Here is a 17,658-nt window from a genome sequence, read left to right on the forward strand (position 1 = left end):
AGCATTGTTTACCGGATAAAACCGTGCGGCCTGCGAGGGCGGTGCGGGAAACAGAATTTGCCTGGCGGCTGTAGCGCGGTGGTCCCACCTGACCCCATGCCGAACTCAGAAGTGAAACGCCGTAGCGCCGATGGTAGTGTGGGGTCTCCCCATGCGAGAGTAGGGAACTGCCAGGCATCAAACAAGTGAAGAAGCCCTGAACTGACGTTCAGGGCTTTTTTACGTCTGCGATCTGGCAGATAACCCCTCATCTCTGCGCCGTTCCGGACCGGACGCATCCCTTTACCGGCGTTTAGCGGGCAAGGGTGAACCTGCAGCAAGGCACGGGTGCAGTGGCGGAGCGACGTAAAACACAGGCACGTCATCTGGTACGCGGCAGACAGGCTCTAACGATGATGGTAATTACACCTTCTTTGCCGTTCGAAGACGGGAAAACCCTCTACTGAACGCTGCTGATCTGCATCATCCACTCGCTACCCATTGTGTTGTCAGCTATGCGCCTTTTTACCCAGCCATGTCAGGATAAATGCGGCCACTTCTTGTGGCTGGTTGATGTTCAAAACGGGCACATTCAGGTTTAAAGTCGTGTCGTCACAGGCGACAGCCACCACCTTCTCATCCAGCAGTGCTGCTAGCTCACCTTTAATACCCGAGCGCCAAAGCACAATTTTGGCGACTGGCTCATCTTTAAATCCTTCGACTAACACTACATCCAGCTGTTCGCTGTCCATTCGTCCCACTAACGCCATTAAGCTGACAGGCTGCTCAGGCGTTTCACACATGAGTGCCCAACGCCTGTCGCTGGCGACAATAACCTGATCGGCTCCGGCCTGGCGCAGTCGATAACTGTCCTTGCCTGGCGTATCTACGTCCATGTCATGGTGGGTATGCTTAATTAATCCTGCACGTATCTCCTGCGCCCTTAACAAGGGTATAACTTGCTCGAGTAGTGTGGTTTTACCGGTCCCACTCCAGGCGACAATGGCCAACAACGGAACACACATTATGATTTCTCCTGCTCCACAAGGTCGTCAGGCGTATTGATGTTGCTGAACGCTGACTCTGGATCGCTAAATAAAACCGGGTGCCCACCATGCTCACGCATAAACTGCATAAGCCTGCGCTCCCCCCGTAACAACCATGTCTCCAGATCGTCGGCAATCGCCTTATTCATCAAGGCCAGGGTTGGATGATCCCGCTGGGAGGATTTCACCCATACAGCAGGTGCGTTGTTACGCTGCTGCCAGAGGCGCGCAACAAAATCACCGGGGATCTGAGGTGTATCACAGGCACAAAATGCCACCCAATCAGTGGGGCTGTGCCGTAAACCGCTCAACATACCTGCAAGCGGTCCTGGGTAGTCCTTGATTGAATCGGTTACGACCTGATAACCACTTAGCTGATAACGATCAATGTTGCGGTTAGCGCTTATTAACACAATGTCTACCTGCGGCCTCAACCGCTGTAGAACGTGTTGGTATAGGGGTTTACTCTGCATCATGAGTAATCCTTTATCCTGCCCGCCCATACGGCTACCTTGTCCACCAGCAAGGATTACACCGGTAAATGCTGCCATCTTGTCTCCTTGTGTCATTCTGGACGTGAATCACCTGCATTGAGGAATCATTATGAAAACCCATCGGCTGACTGAACTGCTTGAACTCCTGCAACCGGCATGGGAGAAAGAGCCCGATCTTAACCTGTTGGCATTTTTACAAAAACTGGCCCACGAGTCTGGTTTCATTGGCCCATTAAGTGAATTAAGCGATGACGTATTGATTTATCATCTAAAAATGCGTGATTCAGCCAGCGACGATCAGATTCCAGGCTTGAAAAAAGATTATGAAGTCGATTTTAAAACCGCCCTGCTACGTGCACGTGGTGTCATCAAAAATGACGAGTAGTGTTATCCTTGGCCATTAACCGTAAAGATAAGCACAGGGATAACCATGAGTGATGCCGCCTTTAACTTCCAGACACTCAATCCTGATGTCCTGTTGGATGCGCTTTGGGAAACGGGCATACGGGTAGATTCCGGTTTAACCGCCCTGAACAGCTATGAAAATCGGGTTTATCAGTTTAGCGACGATGAAAAACGTCGCTATGTGGCCAAGTTTTATCGCCCTCAGCGCTGGAGTGCAGAACAGATCACCGAAGAGCATCGGTTTTCCCAGGATTTACTGGATGATGAGGTGCCGATTGCCGCGCCGTTAGTTTTGCAGGGCGATACGCTGCAACGTCATGCTGGCTTTTACTATGCGGTCTTTCCCAGCCTGGGTGGACGGCAGTATGAAACCGACAACGAAGATCAGATGGAATGGGTAGGCCGTTTCCTGGGACGTATTCATCAAACTGGCCGCAAAAGCCTGTTTCAGCAACGCCCATCCATAGGGCTGGAAGAATATCTGGAGCAGCCGCGAGAAGTCCTGGCAAAGGCTGAGCTCGTGCCTGCGTCACTCCGCCCAGCATTGCTGGAAGCTGTCGATAAACTTGGCATCACGCTGCGGCAGTGCTGGCATAGCGACTGGCAGCCGCTACGCTTACATGGTGATTGCCACCCGGGCAATATTCTGTGGCGCGATGGCCCGCTGTTTGTCGATCTTGATGATGCCCGCAATGGTCCCGCTATTCAGGATCTGTGGATGTTAATAAGTGGCGATAGGCAGGAACAGCGTATTCAGTGGGATATTCTGTTGGACGCATACAGCGAATTCAGCGACTTCGATATTAACGAATTGTCACTGATTGAGCCTTTACGTGCTATGCGCATGATTTATTATCTGGCCTGGGTCGTGCGCCGCTGGCAGGATCCCGCTTTTCCGCGCGCTTTCCCCTGGATGACGGATGAGGATTTCTGGCGCCGGCAAATTTTGCAGTTTATCGAGCAGGAAAAGGTGTTACGGGAACCTCCGTTGCAGCTGGCCCCGCAATTTTAATGAAAAGTCAGGAGAGTTTTCCCCAATGAAGAAAATATTTTTTGCACTGATGGGTTTGGTGCTGGCGTTCAGCGCATCTGCTGCACAATTCACTGAAGGTAAACAATACGTTAGCCTGCCTAAACCTGTTGCAGGTGAACCCCAGGTCATGGAGTTTTTCTCTTTTTTCTGCCCTCACTGCTACCAGTTTGAGCAAATTTACCATGTCGGTGATGCAGTTAAAAAGAATCTGCCAGCCGATACGAAGATGGTGAAGTACCACGTTGACTTCCTTGGCGGCGACTTAGGTCCCGTTGTCACCCATGCGTGGGCCGTCGCGATGGCGCTGGGCGTAGAAGATAAAGTGACTTCACCTATTTTTGATGGCATTCAGAAAAGCCAGACGATTACGGATGCAGCCAGCCTGAAAGACGTATTCATCAAAGCAGCGGGCATTTCTTCTGAGCAGTACGATGCGGCCTGGAACAGCTTTGCAGTAAAAGCCCTTGTTGCCCAGCAGCAAAAAGCGGCGTCTGACGTTGATCTGCGCGGCGTGCCAGCGATGTTTATTAACGGCAAATATATGGTTAATAACGGCGGTCTGGATACCAGCTCAATGGCGAACTTCGTGGCGGATTATGCCAACGTAGTGAAGTTCCTGGTTGAGAAAAAATAAGCGTTTTACGCTGAGTTTTTTGCAAAACGCCAGCATACGCTGGCGTTTTCATTTGTAATTTGTGCGCCCATCGCTGACCTGTTGAAGAAGCACAGTTTTTCTATCCACACAAGCAAACATGCCATTAAAAATCACGATCGCATCACGGATTTATATTAACTATATGATTTTATTATTTTTAATTTTGGCTGAATCTTTTTTATGACATAAATAAACTATTGATATAATTTTTACGCACAAAGTTATCCACAGAAAGATCGTTGCGATCCTCATTACAGAAGCACGAAAAACGTCACTCCCTGTTTGTCTTGATTAACCCTTTTCGCCAAGGTGTGGCATCCTTATAGGCCAATCCATGGCAACGAAGAATACACAGACATATGGCGCAAATAGCAGAAAACCCCCTGATTTTGGTTGATGGCTCATCCTATCTTTATCGCGCGTACCACGCTTTCCCGCCGCTAACCAACAGCGCAGGAGAGCCTACTGGTGCTATGTATGGCGTGCTCAACATGCTGAAAAGCCTGTTGGTACAGTACAGCCCTACACATGTTGCTGTGGTGTTTGATGCTAAAGGCAAAACCTTCAGGGATGAACTGTTTGAACATTACAAATCCCACCGCCCACCGATGCCTGATGATTTGCGGTCACAAATAGAGCCGCTGCACGAAATGGTGCGTGCGATGGGCTTGCCGCTGTTGGCTGTCAGCGGCGTTGAAGCGGACGATGTGATTGGTACGCTGGCGTTAGAGGCAGAGAAAAAAGGCCACGCTGTTCTGATCAGCACCGGCGATAAAGATATGGCGCAGCTTGTCACACCGGGCATTACGCTAATCAATACCATGACGAATACCATTCTTGGCCCAGAAGAGGTTGAGCAGAAGTATGGTGTGCCACCGTCGTTGATCATCGATTTTCTGGCGATGATGGGGGACAGCTCAGATAATATTCCCGGCGTACCCGGCGTGGGTGAAAAAACAGCCCAGGCGCTGCTGCAGGGGCTGGGCGGGATGCAGTCCATTTACGACAATCTTGATAAAGTCGCCGATCTCTCTTTTCGCGGTGCAAAAACCATGGCCGCGAAACTGGAGCAGAATCGCGATGTTGCTTTTCTTTCTTATCAGCTTGCCACCATTAAAACAGACGTCGAGCTCGATCAACCCTGTGAAGCGCTTACGGTCAGCGAACCTGATGTTAACGCGCTGCAAGCGCTATTTAGCCGTTTCGAATTCAAGCGCTGGTTGACCGACCTGCAAGAGGGAAAATGGCTGCAGGGTACTAAAAGCAACCGGCAAGCCCAGCAGGTTCTTACCGATGAGCCGGTGGCGAGCGTTGAGGCCACCAGCCTGTTATCGGCTGACGGCTATATCACCATTCTGGATCAGCAAACCTTAGATGCCTGGGTGGAGAAGCTGAAAAACAGCGAGGTCTTTGCGTTCGATCTCGAAACCGATGGGCTGGATACGTTAACGGCTAATATCGTCGGCCTCAGTTTTGCGGTAGCGCCAGGTGAGGCGGCTTACCTGCCCGTGGCACATGATTACCTTGATGCGCCGGAGCAGCTCGACCGCGATGCCGTTCTTGCCCAACTCAAGCCGCTGCTCGAAGATCCTGACGCCAGTAAAGTGGGGCAAAATCTCAAATACGATCGTGGCGTGCTGAAAAACTACGATATTGAACTCGCCGGTATCAAATATGACACCATGCTGGAGTCATATATTCTGAACAGCGTAGTAGGCAAGCATGATATGGACAGCCTGTCTGCGCGGTGGCTGAATCATAAAACCATTACCTTTGAAGAGATCGCCGGTAAAGGGAAAAATCAGCTCACATTTAATCAAATCGCTTTAGAGCAGGCTGCACATTACGCAGCAGAAGATGCCGATGTCACTCTGCAACTGCATTTGAAAATGTGGCCTGAGCTTGAAAAAGAAGCCGGCCCTAAAAAGGTTTTTGAACAAATTGAAATGCCCCTGCTTAAGGTGATTTCACGTGTTGAGCGTAACGGCGTATTGATCGATCAAGCCATTCTGGCGCAGCACTCTAAAGAGCTGACATCGCGCCTGGCTGAGCTTGAGCTTAAAGCGCATGAGCTGGCGGGCGAGCCCTTTAATCTCTCATCGACCAAGCAGCTGCAGGTCATCCTGTTTGAAAAGCAGGGCATTAAGCCGACGAAGAAAACACCCGGAGGCGCGCCTTCTACCAGTGAAGAAGTCCTGGCTGAGCTGGCACTGGACTATCCGCTGCCAAAGGTCATTCTGGAGCACCGTGGGTTGTCGAAACTGAAGTCAACTTACACTGATAAACTGCCGCTGATGATCAATCCTGTCAGCGGTCGCGTGCACACGTCCTATCATCAGGCGGTAACGGCTACCGGTCGCCTGTCTTCAACCGATCCTAACCTGCAAAACATCCCGGTCCGTAACGATGAAGGACGCCGCATTCGTCAGGCCTTTGTTGCGGGCAAGGGGAACCGTATCGTGGCGGCGGACTATTCACAGATTGAACTGCGTATCATGGCGCATCTGTCACAGGATAAAGGGCTGCTTGATGCCTTTTCTCAGGGAGAAGATATTCACCGTGCCACTGCGTCAGAGGTCTTTGGCGTGCCGCTGTCTAAGGTCACGGGCGAACAACGTCGTAGCGCCAAGGCCATCAACTTTGGTCTTATCTACGGCATGAGCGCGTTTGGATTATCTCGCCAGCTGAACATTGGCGCAGGCGAAGCGAAAAAGTATATGGATTTGTACTTCGAGCGCTATCCTGGCGTGCTGCGCTATATGGAAAACACGCGGCAGCTTGCAGCCAGTAACGGGTATGTTGAAACGCTGGATGGACGCCGTTTGTGGTTGCCCGACATCAAGTCCAGTAATGCCATTCGTCGTAAAGCTGCTGAACGTGCGGCGATTAATGCCCCCATGCAGGGAACGGCCGCGGATATCATCAAACGCGCTATGATTGCGGTCGATGACTGGTTACAAAAGCAAACCGATGATGCGGTCAGGATGATCATGCAAGTGCACGATGAACTGGTGTTTGAAATCAAAGCTGAAGCCGTCGATGAAGCCAGCAAGCAGATTCGCGCGCTGATGGAGGGCAGTATGGCGCTGGATGTCCCCTTACTGGTCGAAGTCGGCGTAGGCGACAACTGGGATCAGGCGCATTAAGACTCTGGCTGGTGGCGTTTATGCGCCACCGCTGGCGCATTATCACGTGATCAGGCATGAAGCCGGCACACCGTGGTACCGGCGCTGCAAAACGATGCAGTAACTTATTATGGCCTAAGCACTTTTTTTGTAATTTAACTACATGCCATCCTCATTTTTGTGACGAGCATGGTAAAAAAAGTGACTAAAAATGAAAGAGAGCAACAAAAAAACCTTTGTTGCTCACAAAAAATCAGGTAAAGTTCGAGGCGTAGGGTACAGAGGTAAGATGTTCTATCTTTCAGACCTTTTACTTCACGTAATCGGATTTGGCTGAATTTAGCCGCCCCAGTCATTCTGTGACTGGGGCGTTTTTTATTGGGCTGACGCTAAAAAACGGCAGCCTGTGAGGTTTGTCAGGCTTCAGTGCCCTGATCTTCAACAGCAGGTTCGAGTTCACTAAACCAGCTATTCAGCTTATGGCGCACTTTGTCGACGCCGATTTTTTTCAGCGATGAGAAAACCTCAACCTGCACATCACCCATAAACGCCATTGAGGCTTCTTTCACCATATTGAGCTGGGCTTTACGTGCGCCGGAAGCGAGCTTATCAGCTTTAGTCAGCAGCAGGAGTACAGGGATCTCGCTCTCAACCGCCCACTGAATCATTTGCTGATCCAGATCTTTAAGCGGGTGGCGGATATCCATCAGTATCACCAGGCCTTTAAGCGCCTGCCTTTTTTGCAGATATTCGCCCAATGCCCGTTGCCATTTGAGTTTCATCTCTTCTGGCACTTCAGCATAGCCGTAACCCGGTAAGTCTACGAGGCGCTTGCCTTCTGCAACTTCAAACAGGTTAATCAGCTGCGTACGACCGGGTGTTTTACTGGTTCGCGCCAGGCCTTTTTGATTGGTGAGCGTATTTAAGGCGCTGGATTTACCCGCGTTTGAACGACCAGCAAACGCAACTTCAATGCCGGTATCAGAGGGCAAATGGCGGATGTCCGGTGCGCTAAGAATGAAGCGGGTGACATGGTAATTCAGTTCAGACAAGGGAATACTCCAGAAACGCATTAGGGCAATGGCGCTGATTATACGCGTTATGGCGCGAAAGTGCTCAATACCATTGGTGAGGCGCCTTTGTAAGATATTTGCCATAAATTTTGCCCGTTATGTCTCTTTTTAGTTAAATAATTAAAAAAATAAACCATTAAAATTCAGTGAATTATACTTAAGTACAGGTTTTTTCGCCTAAAGACTGACATGTGTTACTTGAGCCTTTTACCATATGGTCTACATTATTCAGCAGTGCAGGACGCACTCATCAGGATGATGCGCTCAGGAATGTTGGGATAACGAAGAGCGGCTGGAATGGAAATGGCTATGGACGGGAGCCGGAAAAGGAAAGGGATACGCTCAGGAGTTGAGCAGGCGCAGGATTAACCGGGACGTTGTGAGCCGAAACGGATTTGAAACATGATTCCTTCTGCTGAAGGTATGAAATAAGGCGACAGCTTGAGCTGTCGCCTTTTTTCTTTGTCTGGTTTCTGCTAGATTTCGCCGCAATTCTATACTGAATAAAAAACACCGGGACCGAACATCATGAAGCAACCTGCAAGCGCTGCGAAAGGTAAGCCTGTCGCCAAGGCTAAACGTAAATCGCGTGAAGATATCAATAATGAAGCGCGCGATCGTAAACGCGATAAAAAGCATCGTGGCCATGCGTCAGGCAGCCGTGCTAATCCGCAAACGCAGAGCAACAACGGCAAGCAAAGCGCCGCTGCGAAAGACCCGCGTATTGGCAGCAAGAAGCCAGTGGCATTGATCGCTGACGAAAAGGCCGCACCGGCAAAAGCGAAAAACGTCGCGACCAAACCGGCGAGGGAGAAAAAAGTGTCTCTCACGCCTGAAGAGGAGCTGGCGCAGCTGGAGAACAGTGAGCGCCTGGATGCGCTGCTCGATCGTCTTGAAAAGGGTGAAACGTTGTCATCAGAAGATCAGGGCTGGCTTGACGTGACGCTGGATCGCATTGATGAACTGATGGAACAGCTTGGTATTGAAATGGACGAAGAGGAAGACCAGGAGGCGGAAGAGGATATGTATCGCCTGCTAAAAGGTAACTAAGCTGTATTGATCGGCATGCGCGCATGCGCATGCCATGCTTAACAGGTAAACGACAATGTTTTGGCCTGGATCAATTTTCGTGTTGTTGATGACATGTTATCTGCTGTGGTTATTGTTTAAACTACGGCGACTGTCGCGTCTGAAGCAGCGTTTACGTCGGGTTTCCGCCCGCTCACCTCTCTTTCCTTCTGGATCGCGACCTTTACGACGGCAACGTAAGCGGAAGGAGTGAGCATGTCAGCAATGCAGATCAAGTGGGACCAGGCGTTAATTGAAAAATATAACTCTGCCGGTCCGCGTTACACGTCTTATCCCACCGCCTTAGCGTTCAACGATAAGTTTACCGATAACGACTTCAGACACGCCATTGAACGTTATCCGCAACGTGCCTTATCGCTGTATATCCACATCCCGTTCTGTCATCGCCTGTGCTACTTCTGTGGCTGCAATAAGATTGTCACGCGTCAGCTGCATAAAGCCGACCGTTATCTGAATGCGCTTGAGCAGGAGATCACTGCCCGCGCACCGCTGTTTAAGGGTCGTCAGGTTAGCCAGCTGCACTGGGGCGGCGGAACGCCTACGTTCCTTAATAAACAGCAAATCAGCCGGCTGGTGGCGCTGTTGAAGCAGCACTTTACCTTTATCGACGACGCAGAGATGTCGATCGAGGTCGATCCACGTGAAATTGAACTGGATATGATCGATCACCTGCGCGCGTGTGGTTTCAATCGCCTGAGCATGGGCGTGCAGGATTTCAATAAAGCCGTGCAGGAGCGGGTGAATCGGGTACAGGATGAAGCGGTCATTTTTGCCTTGATGGCGCGGGCGCGCGAGCAGGGATTTCGTTCAACCAGCATCGATTTGATTTACGGGTTGCCGCTGCAAACGCCTGAAAGCTTCGCTTATACCTTGCAGCGCGTTATCGCATTGGATCCTGATCGCCTCAGCGTCTTTAACTATGCCCATCTCCCCGCGCTGTTCTCCGCACAGCGTAAAATTAAAGAAGATGAGCTGCCCTCAGCACAGCAGAAGCTGGATATCCTCCAGCAGACCATTACCACGCTGACCCAACAGGGCTATCAGTTTATTGGTATGGATCACTTTGCTAAACCGCAGGACGAGCTGGCAGTCGCGCAACGTGAAGGAAAACTGCACCGCAACTTTCAGGGTTATACGACACAGGGCGACAGTGACTTGCTGGGGCTTGGCGTATCTGCGATTAGCATGATCGGCGACAGCTATGCGCAAAACCAGAAAGGGCTTAACGACTGGTACAGTCAGGTTGAAAAACAGGGCCATGGCCTGTGGCGCGGATTACTGCTGAGTGAAGACGACTGCTTACGTCGCGACGTGATTAAAAGGCTGATCTGCAATTTCTCACTTGATTTCAGCACGGTCGAAGCGCAGTGGAATATTCAGTTTGAACGCTATTTTGCGGAAGACATGGCGCTGTTAGAACCGCTGATTAGTGATGGGCTGGTGGAGCAGCATGCAACGGACCTGAGAGTGACGGGAGCCGGACGCTTGCTGATTCGAAATATCTGTATGTGCTTTGATGCGTATCTACGTCACAAGGCGCGGCAGCAGCAGTTTTCACGCGTCATATAAAAAAGCCGGAGCAGCCTGCGCTGTTCCGGCAGTGGATTTCTTATTCCATCCCCAGTTCTTTGAGCTTACGCGTCAGGGTATTTCTCCCCCAACCCAGCAAACGTGCCGCTTCCTGTTTGTGGCCCTGAGTATGACGGAGCGCCGTGGTCAGCAACGTACGCTCCATCTCCGGCTGGGCTTCAGACAGTAGATTTTGATGACCGGAACGCAAGGCGCGGTCAGCCCACTGCGCCAGCAGGGTTGCCCAGTTATCCGGCAACGACTGAGTAGGGCTTTCCGGGGTACTGGATTCAAACAGCTCTGGCGGAAGATCCTGGATCAGCACTTCCTGTCCCGCAGCCATAACGGTTAACCACCGACAGGTATTCTCCAACTGGCGCACGTTACCCGACCAGTGCAGACGTGTCAGCGCGGTTTCGGTTTCCGCGTGCAGAATCTTGGCCTCAACCCCCAGTTCCCGTGCCGCAACCTGGAGGAAATAACGGGCCAGACGCGGGATATCCTCACGGCGCTCACGCAACGGCGGCAGATGCACGCGGATGACGTTCAGACGATGGAATAAATCCTCACGGAACTTGCCTTCCTGCACCCGCAGTTCAAGGTTCTGATGCGTTGCGGCAATAATACGGACGTCAACTTTTACCGGCGCATAGCCGCCGACGCGGTAAAATTGCCCGTCAGCCAGAACGCGCAGCAGTCGTGTCTGAACATCCAGCGGCATATCGCCGATTTCGTCTAAAAACAGCGTGCCGCCATCAGCCTGTTCAAAACGGCCCTGACGGATCTGATTGGCACCGGTAAACGCCCCTTTTTCATGACCAAACAGTTCTGACTCGATCAAATCCTTGGGAATCGCGGCCATATTCAGGGCAATAAACGGCGCTTTGCTGCGAGGGCTGTGGCGATGCAGCGCATGCGCAACCAGTTCTTTACCCGTACCGGATTCCCCGTTGATCAGGACGCTGATCGACGAGCGAGAGAGACGGCCAATAATACGAAACACATCCTGCATGGCGGGCGCTTCGCCGATAATATCGGTGGTCGGGCCGCTGACAGGCTGATTACGTGGCTGCTGCTGTTCCTGATAGTGGCTGATGGCGCGCTCGACCAGCGCAACAGCCTCATCAATATCAAACGGCTTGGGCAGATAATCAAAGGCCCCTTGCTGATAGGCACTGACCGCGGCATCCAGATCGGAGTGCGCCGTCATGATGATGACCGGGAGCATGGGATGGCGCTGTTTAATCTGTTTTAGCAGCGTCAGCCCGTCCATTCCGGGCATACGAATGTCTGACAATAAAACGTCCGGCGTTTTTGTCGCTAATGCGTTCAGCACGTCGTTCGCACTGTCAAAGGTCGCACAGCTCAAACCGGCTCCAGTGAGCGCGCGTTCAAGCACCCAGCGGATGGAGCTATCGTCATCGACGATCCAGACTATCCCTCGTTGCATAGAAACCTCACTGGCGAATAGGCAGGTAAACCGAAAATTCGGTATGACCTGGCCAACTGTTAAACTCAATTTTTCCTGAATGCTGATCAATCAGGCTACGGGCAATAGAAAGACCTAAACCGGTTCCGCCTTCACGTCCGCTTACCATCGGATAAAACAGCGTATCCTGAAGCTGAGCCGGAATGCCGGGACCGTCATCTTCGATATCAATACGGGCGACCAGGCGATACCGCGTACCGTGCAGCGTCAGCTGAAAGGCGGTACGGGTGCGAATGACTATCGTGCCACCGTCCTCGCCCAGCGCCTGCAGCGCATTACGCACCACATTCAGCAGTACCTGTTCGATCTGGTCGGGATCGTGGGGCAACTCCGGCAGGCTGGGATCGTAATCGCGGACCAGAGACACATTTTCTGGCAGCTCCATCGAGACCAGGTTGACCACCCGTTCGGCGACCTGATGAATACTCTGGGTGATGTGCATCCCGGGCTGTTGCGGCCCTAATAAGCGATCCACCAGATTCCGCAGGCGATCGGCCTGTTCAATAATGACTTTGGTATATTCATTCAGCGCGGGATCGGGCAGGGCGCGAGACAGCAGCTGGGCCGCACCGCGCAGTCCGCCTAACGGATTTTTAATCTCATGAGCCAGCCCACGCACCAGATCGCGTGCCGCAACCTGCTGAGCATGCTGGAGTTGTTCCTGGCTCAGGCGACGTTGATTATCCATGGGCGCCATTTCCAGCAAAATCAGGCCATCAGGCAAGCGCTGCGCTGTCAGCGACATAATATGTGCCCGACCATCGACCACCAGGGTAACTTCACTGTCCGTAAAGCCCTGGCCCGCCTCAAGACTCTCGCGCATTACCTCGACATTCAGCGAAAAGTAGCCGGTCAGTTCAGGTAACGGCGTGCCGAATAATTTACGCGAGCTTTGCGCCAGTAATTGCTGTGCCGCGGGGTTGGCGTAGTGAATAACCAAATCGTTATCCACCAACAAAATACTGTTGATTAAGGTATTGAGAATCTGCCCGGCATCGGGCAGTGAGGCAGTTGCCATACAGCGTTCCTCTGCACTGATTTAGTGCATTGTAATCTTTAAGCCGGAATTAAAGCGAATGAACGATGAATTCGCGGAGAAAAAAGCCCATCCGAAGATGGGCTAAAGTTTCCACGGCAACAAAAAAACGTTTCAGACTATCGGTGCCGCCTTTGCAAGATCTGTCTGCGGCACCCATTTGCTTATTCTGAAATTAAACGCTGTAGTACAGTTCGAACTCAACCGGGTGCGGCGTCATGCGCACACGATCGTTTTCGGATTTACGCAGTTCGATATAGGCATCGATCGCGTCATCAGTGAACACGCCGCCACGGGTCAGGAACTCGCGGTCTTCGTTCAGGGCAATCAGCGCTTCTTCCAGTGAACCTGCAACTTTTGGAATTTCAGCTTCTTCTTCCGGTGGCAGGTCATACAGGTTTTTGTCCATCGCATCGCCAGGATGGATCTTGTTGATGATGCCATCAAGACCCGCCATCAGCAGTGCGGTAAACGCCAGGTATGGGTTAGCCGCTGGATCCGGGAAGCGCGCTTCAATACGACGTGCTTTCGGGCTGGCAACAACCGGGATACGGATTGAGGCTGAACGGTTACGCGCTGAATAGGCCAGCATCACCGGCGCTTCATAACCCGGCACCAGACGCTTGTAGGAGTTGGTGGTTGGGTTCGCCAGGGCGTTAATAGCTTTAGCATGCTTGATGATGCCGCCAATGTAGAACAGCGCCATTTCAGACAGGCCGCCGTACTTATCGCCAGAGAACAGGTTCTGACCGCCTTTAGACAGCGACATATGGCAGTGCATACCGGAACCATTATCACCAAACATCGGTTTTGGCATAAAGGTCGCCGTTTTGCCGTAGGCATGAGCCACGTTGTGAACGACATATTTGTAGATCTGAATTTCGTCAGCTTTTTTGGTCATGGTATTGAAGCGTGTAGCCACTTCGTTCTGACCTGCTGTTGCAACTTCATGGTGATGGGCTTCAACAACCAGACCCATTTGCTCCATGGTCAGACACATGGCAGAACGGATGTCCTGTGATGAGTCAACCGGTGGAACCGGGAAGTAACCACCTTTCAGGCCTGGACGGTGGCCTTTGTTGCCGCCTTCGTATTCTTTGCCGGTGTTCCAGGCTGCTTCGATATCGTCGATAGCAACATGAGAACCCGAAGTTGAAGAACCAAAACGAATATCGTCAAACAGGAAGAACTCTGGCTCTGGGCCAAACAGAACGGTATCCGCAATGCCTGAAGAACGCAGGTAATCTTCCGCGCGCTTAGCGATAGAACGTGGATCGCGGTCATAGCCCTGCATGGTGCCTGGCTCAAGAATGTCGCAACGAATGATCAGGGTAGAATCTTCAAAGAAAGGATCCATTACCGCCGTGGTTGCATCCGGCATCAGCACCATGTCTGATTCGTTAATGCCTTTCCAGCCGCCGATGGAAGAGCCATCGAACATCTTGCCTTCTTCGAAGAAGTCAGCGTTAACCTGGTGAGCCGGAATAGTAACGTGCTGTTCTTTACCTTTGGTATCGGTAAAACGCAGGTCAACAAACTTAACTTCATGCTCGTTCATCATCGAGAGAACGTGTTCAGCGGACATACTCAACTCTCCTGGAAATGGTCATTGTCTACATGGCGAGAACCGGGTTACGGAATAGACGACTGTTAACTGTCTTTCCTGAATCTGATCCTGACCAGCTCTGTAACCGTTGTCTTACATCGTTTTCATCTGGATAATACAAAGCGAATTCTGTGCCAACTTTATTTCTTTACACAAAATCGCGCTGTCATGCACCTTTTTGTCATAAAGGTCATGCACCATGATAGTTGCATTGCACTGTTTGTGTGCGGTTGGGTTGAAAGTGAGCACTTTTTTGGTGCAAAACATCGACACAGTGCAAATTTTGCACGCCTATTAGTGCGATTTTGCGACAATGCAATAAACTTTCAGTGAAAAGTGTGATCGTGTTCAGTCTCCCGCTTAATCCGTGTACAATACCGCGTTATTTCTAATGCCTGAGGCAAAAAAGCTGTGATCGAAAATTTGCGTAACATCGCCATCATCGCGCACGTTGACCATGGAAAGACCACCCTGGTTGATAAACTGCTGCAACAGTCCGGTACTTTCGATGCCCGTACTGAAGCCACCGAGCGCGTGATGGACTCCAATGATTTGGAGAAAGAGCGTGGGATTACCATCCTCGCAAAAAATACCGCCATTAAATGGAACGACTACCGTATCAACATCGTTGATACCCCAGGACACGCCGACTTCGGTGGTGAAGTTGAACGCGTAATGTCTATGGTGGATTCGGTACTGTTGGTTGTAGATGCGATGGATGGCCCTATGCCGCAAACCCGCTTCGTAACCAAAAAAGCGTTCGCGCATGGTTTGAAGCCGATTGTGGTTATCAACAAAGTTGACCGTCCTGGCGCGCGTCCTGATTGGGTTGTTGATCAGGTATTTGACCTGTTCGTTAACCTGGATGCGACTGACGAGCAGCTCGACTTCCCTATCATTTTCGCCTCGGCGCTGAATGGTATTGCCGGTCTTGAGCACACAGACATGGCTGACGATATGACCCCGCTGTATCAGGCTATTGTCGACCATGTATCGCCTCCACAGGTTGAAGCGGATGCCCCGCTGCAGATGCAAATCTCTCAGCTGGACTACAACAACTACCTGGGCGTTATCGGTATCGGCCGCATCAAGCGCGGTAAAGTGAAGCCTAACCAGCAAGTCACTATCATTGATAGCGAAGGTAAAACCCGTAACGGTAAAGTCGGTAAAGTGCTGACTCACCTGGGCCTGGAGCGTATTGACAGCGACCTGGCAGAAGCAGGCGATATCATTGCGATTACCGGTCTGGGCGAGCTGAACATTTCTGACACCATTTGTGATCCGCAGAACGTGCAGGCGCTGCCAGCACTGAGCGTGGATGAGCCAACGGTTACCATGTTCTTTAACGTCAACACCTCTCCGTTCTGCGGTAAAGAAGGTAAGTACGTGACGTCTCGTCAGATCCTTGAGCGTCTGAACAAAGAACTGGTTCACAACGTAGCACTGCGTGTTGAAGAAACCGAAGATGCTGACGCGTTCCGCGTATCGGGCCGTGGTGAGCTGCACCTGTCTGTTCTGATCGAGAACATGCGTCGTGAAGGTTTCGAACTGGCGGTATCCCGTCCGAAAGTTATCTTCCGCGAATTCGAAGGCCGTAAGCAAGAGCCTTTCGAGAACGTGACGCTGGATATCGAAGAAACGCATCAGGGTTCAGTCATGCAAGCCATGGGCGAGCGTAAAGGCGACCTGAAAAACATGGATCCAGATGGCAAGGGCCGCGTACGTCTTGACTACGTGATCCCAAGCCGTGGCCTGATCGGTTTCCGTAACGAATTTATGACCATGACCTCAGGTACCGGTCTGCTGTACTCCACCTTCAGTCACTACGATGATATTCGTGCGGGCGAAGTGGGCCAGCGTCAGAACGGCGTGCTGATCTCTAACGGTCAGGGTAAAGCGGTTGCGTTCGCCCTGTTCGGTCTGCAGGATCGCGGCAAGCTGTTCCTGGGTCACGGTGCAGAAGTTTATGAAGGCCAGATCATCGGTATTCACAGTCGTTCTAACGACCTGACTGTAAACTGCCTGACCGGTAAGAAGCTGACTAACATGCGTGCTTCCGGTACTGACGAAGCGACGACGCTGGTTCCACCTATCAAAATGACACTTGAGCAGGCTATCGAGTTCATTGATGATGACGAACTGGTCGAAGTGACCCCTCAGTCAGTGCGTATCCGTAAACGTCACCTGACTGAAAACGACCGTAAGCGTGCTTCACGCGGCGGTAAAGACGCATAACTGCGCTGTAGGAAGCCCCGTTTAAACGGGGCTTTTTTTTTCCTGCGCGATTGCTACCCAGAGTTAAATCTACCCTAAACCAGCCCGTAACTTCTTCTCTCCGCCCTTTCAACGTTGTGTCGTCGTGCCTTAATTTACTGTTTCTGTTTTTCTCGTCCAGGCTGCCTGTTCAGGCTGCGCTTTTACCGCTAGAGTGAATGATCCAGGGAACCCGAGGAGGCACCATGCTGTATATCTTTGATTTGGGCAATGTGATTATCGATATCGACTTTAACCGCGTACTGGGCGTCTGGAGTGACCTCAGCCGCGTGCCGCTGGCTTCGCTTCAAAGCCACTTCCATATGGATGACGCATTTGAACAGCATGAGCGCGGCGAAATCAGTGATGAGGCCTTTGCAGAAGCCCTGTGTGAGAAGCTGGATATCGCGCTGAGCTATGAACAGTTCGCGGCAGGCTGGCAGGCGGTTTTTGTGGGTGTCCGGCCGGAGACGCTGGCCGTAATGCACCAGCTAAGACAGGCGGGACATCGGGTGGTGATTCTCTCCAACACCAACGCCCTGCACTGTACCTTCTGGCCAACGCAATATCCTGACGTACAGCAGGCGGCTGACAAGATCTACCTGTCACAGGAGCTGGGCATGCGTAAACCTGAAGCGAGAATCTATCAGCATGTGTTAGATGCTGAAGGGGTGAGCGCCGATCAGGCTGTGTTCTTCGATGACAATGCCGCGAATATTGAGGGCGCGCGGGCGCTGGGAATTAACAGCGTGCTGGTAACCGACAGCACAACCGTGCCGGACTGGTTTGCAGGTCAGCATTAAGCC

14 protein-coding genes and 1 rRNA gene are annotated in these 17,658 nt (G+C 51.6%); 9 read left to right on the plus strand and 6 right to left on the minus strand.

What is annotated here, in order from left to right; all coding sequences use genetic code 11:
• The first annotated feature begins 60 nt into the window (after positions 1-60).
• Positions 61-176 (plus strand): 5S ribosomal RNA (gene rrf, locus NXS97_RS13320).
• A gap of 312 nt (positions 177-488) precedes the next feature.
• On the opposite strand, the gene mobB is transcribed toward rrf, so the two are convergent.
• Positions 489-1,004, minus strand: coding sequence for a molybdopterin-guanine dinucleotide biosynthesis protein MobB (mobB, locus tag NXS97_RS13325; protein ID WP_013027793.1), 516 nt, complete (start codon positions 1,002-1,004; stop codon positions 489-491).
• Positions 1,004-1,576, minus strand: a complete 573-nt coding sequence (gene mobA, locus NXS97_RS13330; protein ID WP_014604729.1) for a molybdenum cofactor guanylyltransferase MobA — start codon at positions 1,574-1,576, stop codon at positions 1,004-1,006. Before mobA ends, mobB begins: the two co-directional genes overlap by 1 nt.
• A 52-nt stretch (positions 1,577-1,628) precedes the next feature.
• On the opposite strand from mobA, the gene NXS97_RS13335 reads away from it, so the two are divergent.
• From NXS97_RS13335 to polA, 4 genes are all read left to right on the plus strand, one after another.
• The gene (locus NXS97_RS13335) at positions 1,629-1,904 is read left to right on the plus strand and encodes a YihD family protein (protein ID WP_013027791.1); all 276 of its coding nucleotides are present in this window, start codon (positions 1,629-1,631) and stop codon (positions 1,902-1,904) included.
• Positions 1,905-1,949: 45 nt separating this feature from the next.
• Entirely contained in the window at positions 1,950-2,936 is a 987-nt protein-coding gene (locus tag NXS97_RS13340; RefSeq protein ID WP_013027790.1) for a serine/threonine protein kinase, read from the plus strand.
• Positions 2,937-2,961: 25 nt separating this feature from the next.
• Positions 2,962-3,591, plus strand: a complete 630-nt coding sequence (gene dsbA, locus NXS97_RS13345; RefSeq protein WP_013027789.1) for a thiol:disulfide interchange protein DsbA — start codon at positions 2,962-2,964, stop codon at positions 3,589-3,591.
• 380 nt (positions 3,592-3,971) lie between these two features.
• Positions 3,972-6,758, plus strand: a complete 2,787-nt coding sequence (gene polA, locus NXS97_RS13350; RefSeq protein WP_014332985.1) for a DNA polymerase I — start codon at positions 3,972-3,974, stop codon at positions 6,756-6,758.
• A gap of 395 nt (positions 6,759-7,153) precedes the next feature.
• Here the strand turns inward: polA and yihA are convergent, their stop codons facing one another.
• The gene (yihA, locus tag NXS97_RS13355; RefSeq protein WP_033766259.1) at positions 7,154-7,789 is read right to left on the minus strand and encodes a ribosome biogenesis GTP-binding protein YihA/YsxC; all 636 of its coding nucleotides are present in this window, start codon (positions 7,787-7,789) and stop codon (positions 7,154-7,156) included.
• A 549-nt stretch (positions 7,790-8,338) separates the two neighbouring features.
• Here yihA and yihI point away from each other — a divergent pair.
• Together yihI and hemN are read left to right on the plus strand one after the other, a co-directional pair.
• Positions 8,339-8,860, plus strand: a complete 522-nt coding sequence (gene yihI, locus NXS97_RS13360) for a Der GTPase-activating protein YihI (protein ID WP_014332987.1) — start codon at positions 8,339-8,341, stop codon at positions 8,858-8,860.
• 234 nt (positions 8,861-9,094) lie between these two features.
• Positions 9,095-10,468, plus strand: a complete 1,374-nt coding sequence (hemN, locus tag NXS97_RS13365) for an oxygen-independent coproporphyrinogen III oxidase (protein ID WP_014594918.1) — start codon at positions 9,095-9,097, stop codon at positions 10,466-10,468.
• 40 nt (positions 10,469-10,508) lie between these two features.
• Here the strand turns inward: hemN and glnG are convergent, their stop codons facing one another.
• The 3 genes from glnG to glnA all read right to left on the minus strand — a co-directional run bounded on the left by glnG (position 10,509) and on the right by glnA (position 14,578).
• Positions 10,509-11,918: a nitrogen regulation protein NR(I) gene (gene glnG, locus NXS97_RS13370; RefSeq protein WP_014332989.1), complete on the minus strand. Its 1,410-nt coding sequence runs from the start codon at positions 11,916-11,918 to the stop codon at positions 10,509-10,511.
• A 7-nt stretch (positions 11,919-11,925) separates the two neighbouring features.
• Positions 11,926-12,975: a nitrogen regulation protein NR(II) gene (glnL, locus tag NXS97_RS13375; RefSeq protein ID WP_014332990.1), complete on the minus strand. Its 1,050-nt coding sequence runs from the start codon at positions 12,973-12,975 to the stop codon at positions 11,926-11,928.
• A 193-nt stretch (positions 12,976-13,168) separates the two neighbouring features.
• Positions 13,169-14,578: a glutamate--ammonia ligase gene (glnA, locus tag NXS97_RS13380; RefSeq protein WP_014332991.1), complete on the minus strand. Its 1,410-nt coding sequence runs from the start codon at positions 14,576-14,578 to the stop codon at positions 13,169-13,171.
• 432 nt (positions 14,579-15,010) lie between these two features.
• On the opposite strand from glnA, the gene typA reads away from it, so the two are divergent.
• Entirely contained in the window at positions 15,011-16,834 is a 1,824-nt protein-coding gene (gene typA / locus NXS97_RS13385; protein ID WP_014332992.1) for a ribosome-dependent GTPase TypA, read from the plus strand.
• Between the two features lie 224 nt (positions 16,835-17,058).
• Positions 17,059-17,655: a glucose-1-phosphatase gene (yihX, locus tag NXS97_RS13390; protein WP_014332993.1), complete on the plus strand. Its 597-nt coding sequence runs from the start codon at positions 17,059-17,061 to the stop codon at positions 17,653-17,655.
• Positions 17,656-17,658: the final 3 nt, after the last annotated feature.

The organism is Pantoea sp. B623 (assembly GCF_024814475.1).
In the GTDB taxonomy this organism is placed as follows: Bacteria; Pseudomonadota; Gammaproteobacteria; order Enterobacterales; family Enterobacteriaceae; genus Pantoea; species Pantoea ananatis.

Excerpts from the sequence above, each read along its gene's own strand:
- NXS97_RS13340 (WP_013027790.1), top strand. The coding sequence starts at position 1,950 with ATGAGTGATGCCGCCTTTAACTTCCAGACACTCAATCCTGATGTCCTG.
- hemN (WP_014594918.1), top strand. The coding sequence starts at position 9,095 with ATGTCAGCAATGCAGATCAAGTGGGACCAGGCGTTAATTGAAAAATAT.
- mobB (WP_013027793.1), bottom strand. The coding sequence starts at position 1,004 with ATGTGTGTTCCGTTGTTGGCCATTGTCGCCTGGAGTGGGACCGGTAAA.
- mobA (WP_014604729.1), bottom strand. The coding sequence starts at position 1,576 with ATGGCAGCATTTACCGGTGTAATCCTTGCTGGTGGACAAGGTAGCCGT.
- yihX (WP_014332993.1), top strand. The coding sequence starts at position 17,059 with ATGCTGTATATCTTTGATTTGGGCAATGTGATTATCGATATCGACTTT.
- glnL (WP_014332990.1), bottom strand. The coding sequence starts at position 12,975 with ATGGCAACTGCCTCACTGCCCGATGCCGGGCAGATTCTCAATACCTTA.
- NXS97_RS13335 (WP_013027791.1), top strand. The coding sequence starts at position 1,629 with ATGAAAACCCATCGGCTGACTGAACTGCTTGAACTCCTGCAACCGGCA.
- yihI (WP_014332987.1), top strand. The coding sequence starts at position 8,339 with ATGAAGCAACCTGCAAGCGCTGCGAAAGGTAAGCCTGTCGCCAAGGCT.
- polA (WP_014332985.1), top strand. The coding sequence starts at position 3,972 with ATGGCGCAAATAGCAGAAAACCCCCTGATTTTGGTTGATGGCTCATCC.
- glnA (WP_014332991.1), bottom strand. The coding sequence starts at position 14,578 with ATGTCCGCTGAACACGTTCTCTCGATGATGAACGAGCATGAAGTTAAG.
- dsbA (WP_013027789.1), top strand. The coding sequence starts at position 2,962 with ATGAAGAAAATATTTTTTGCACTGATGGGTTTGGTGCTGGCGTTCAGC.
- glnG (WP_014332989.1), bottom strand. The coding sequence starts at position 11,918 with ATGCAACGAGGGATAGTCTGGATCGTCGATGACGATAGCTCCATCCGC.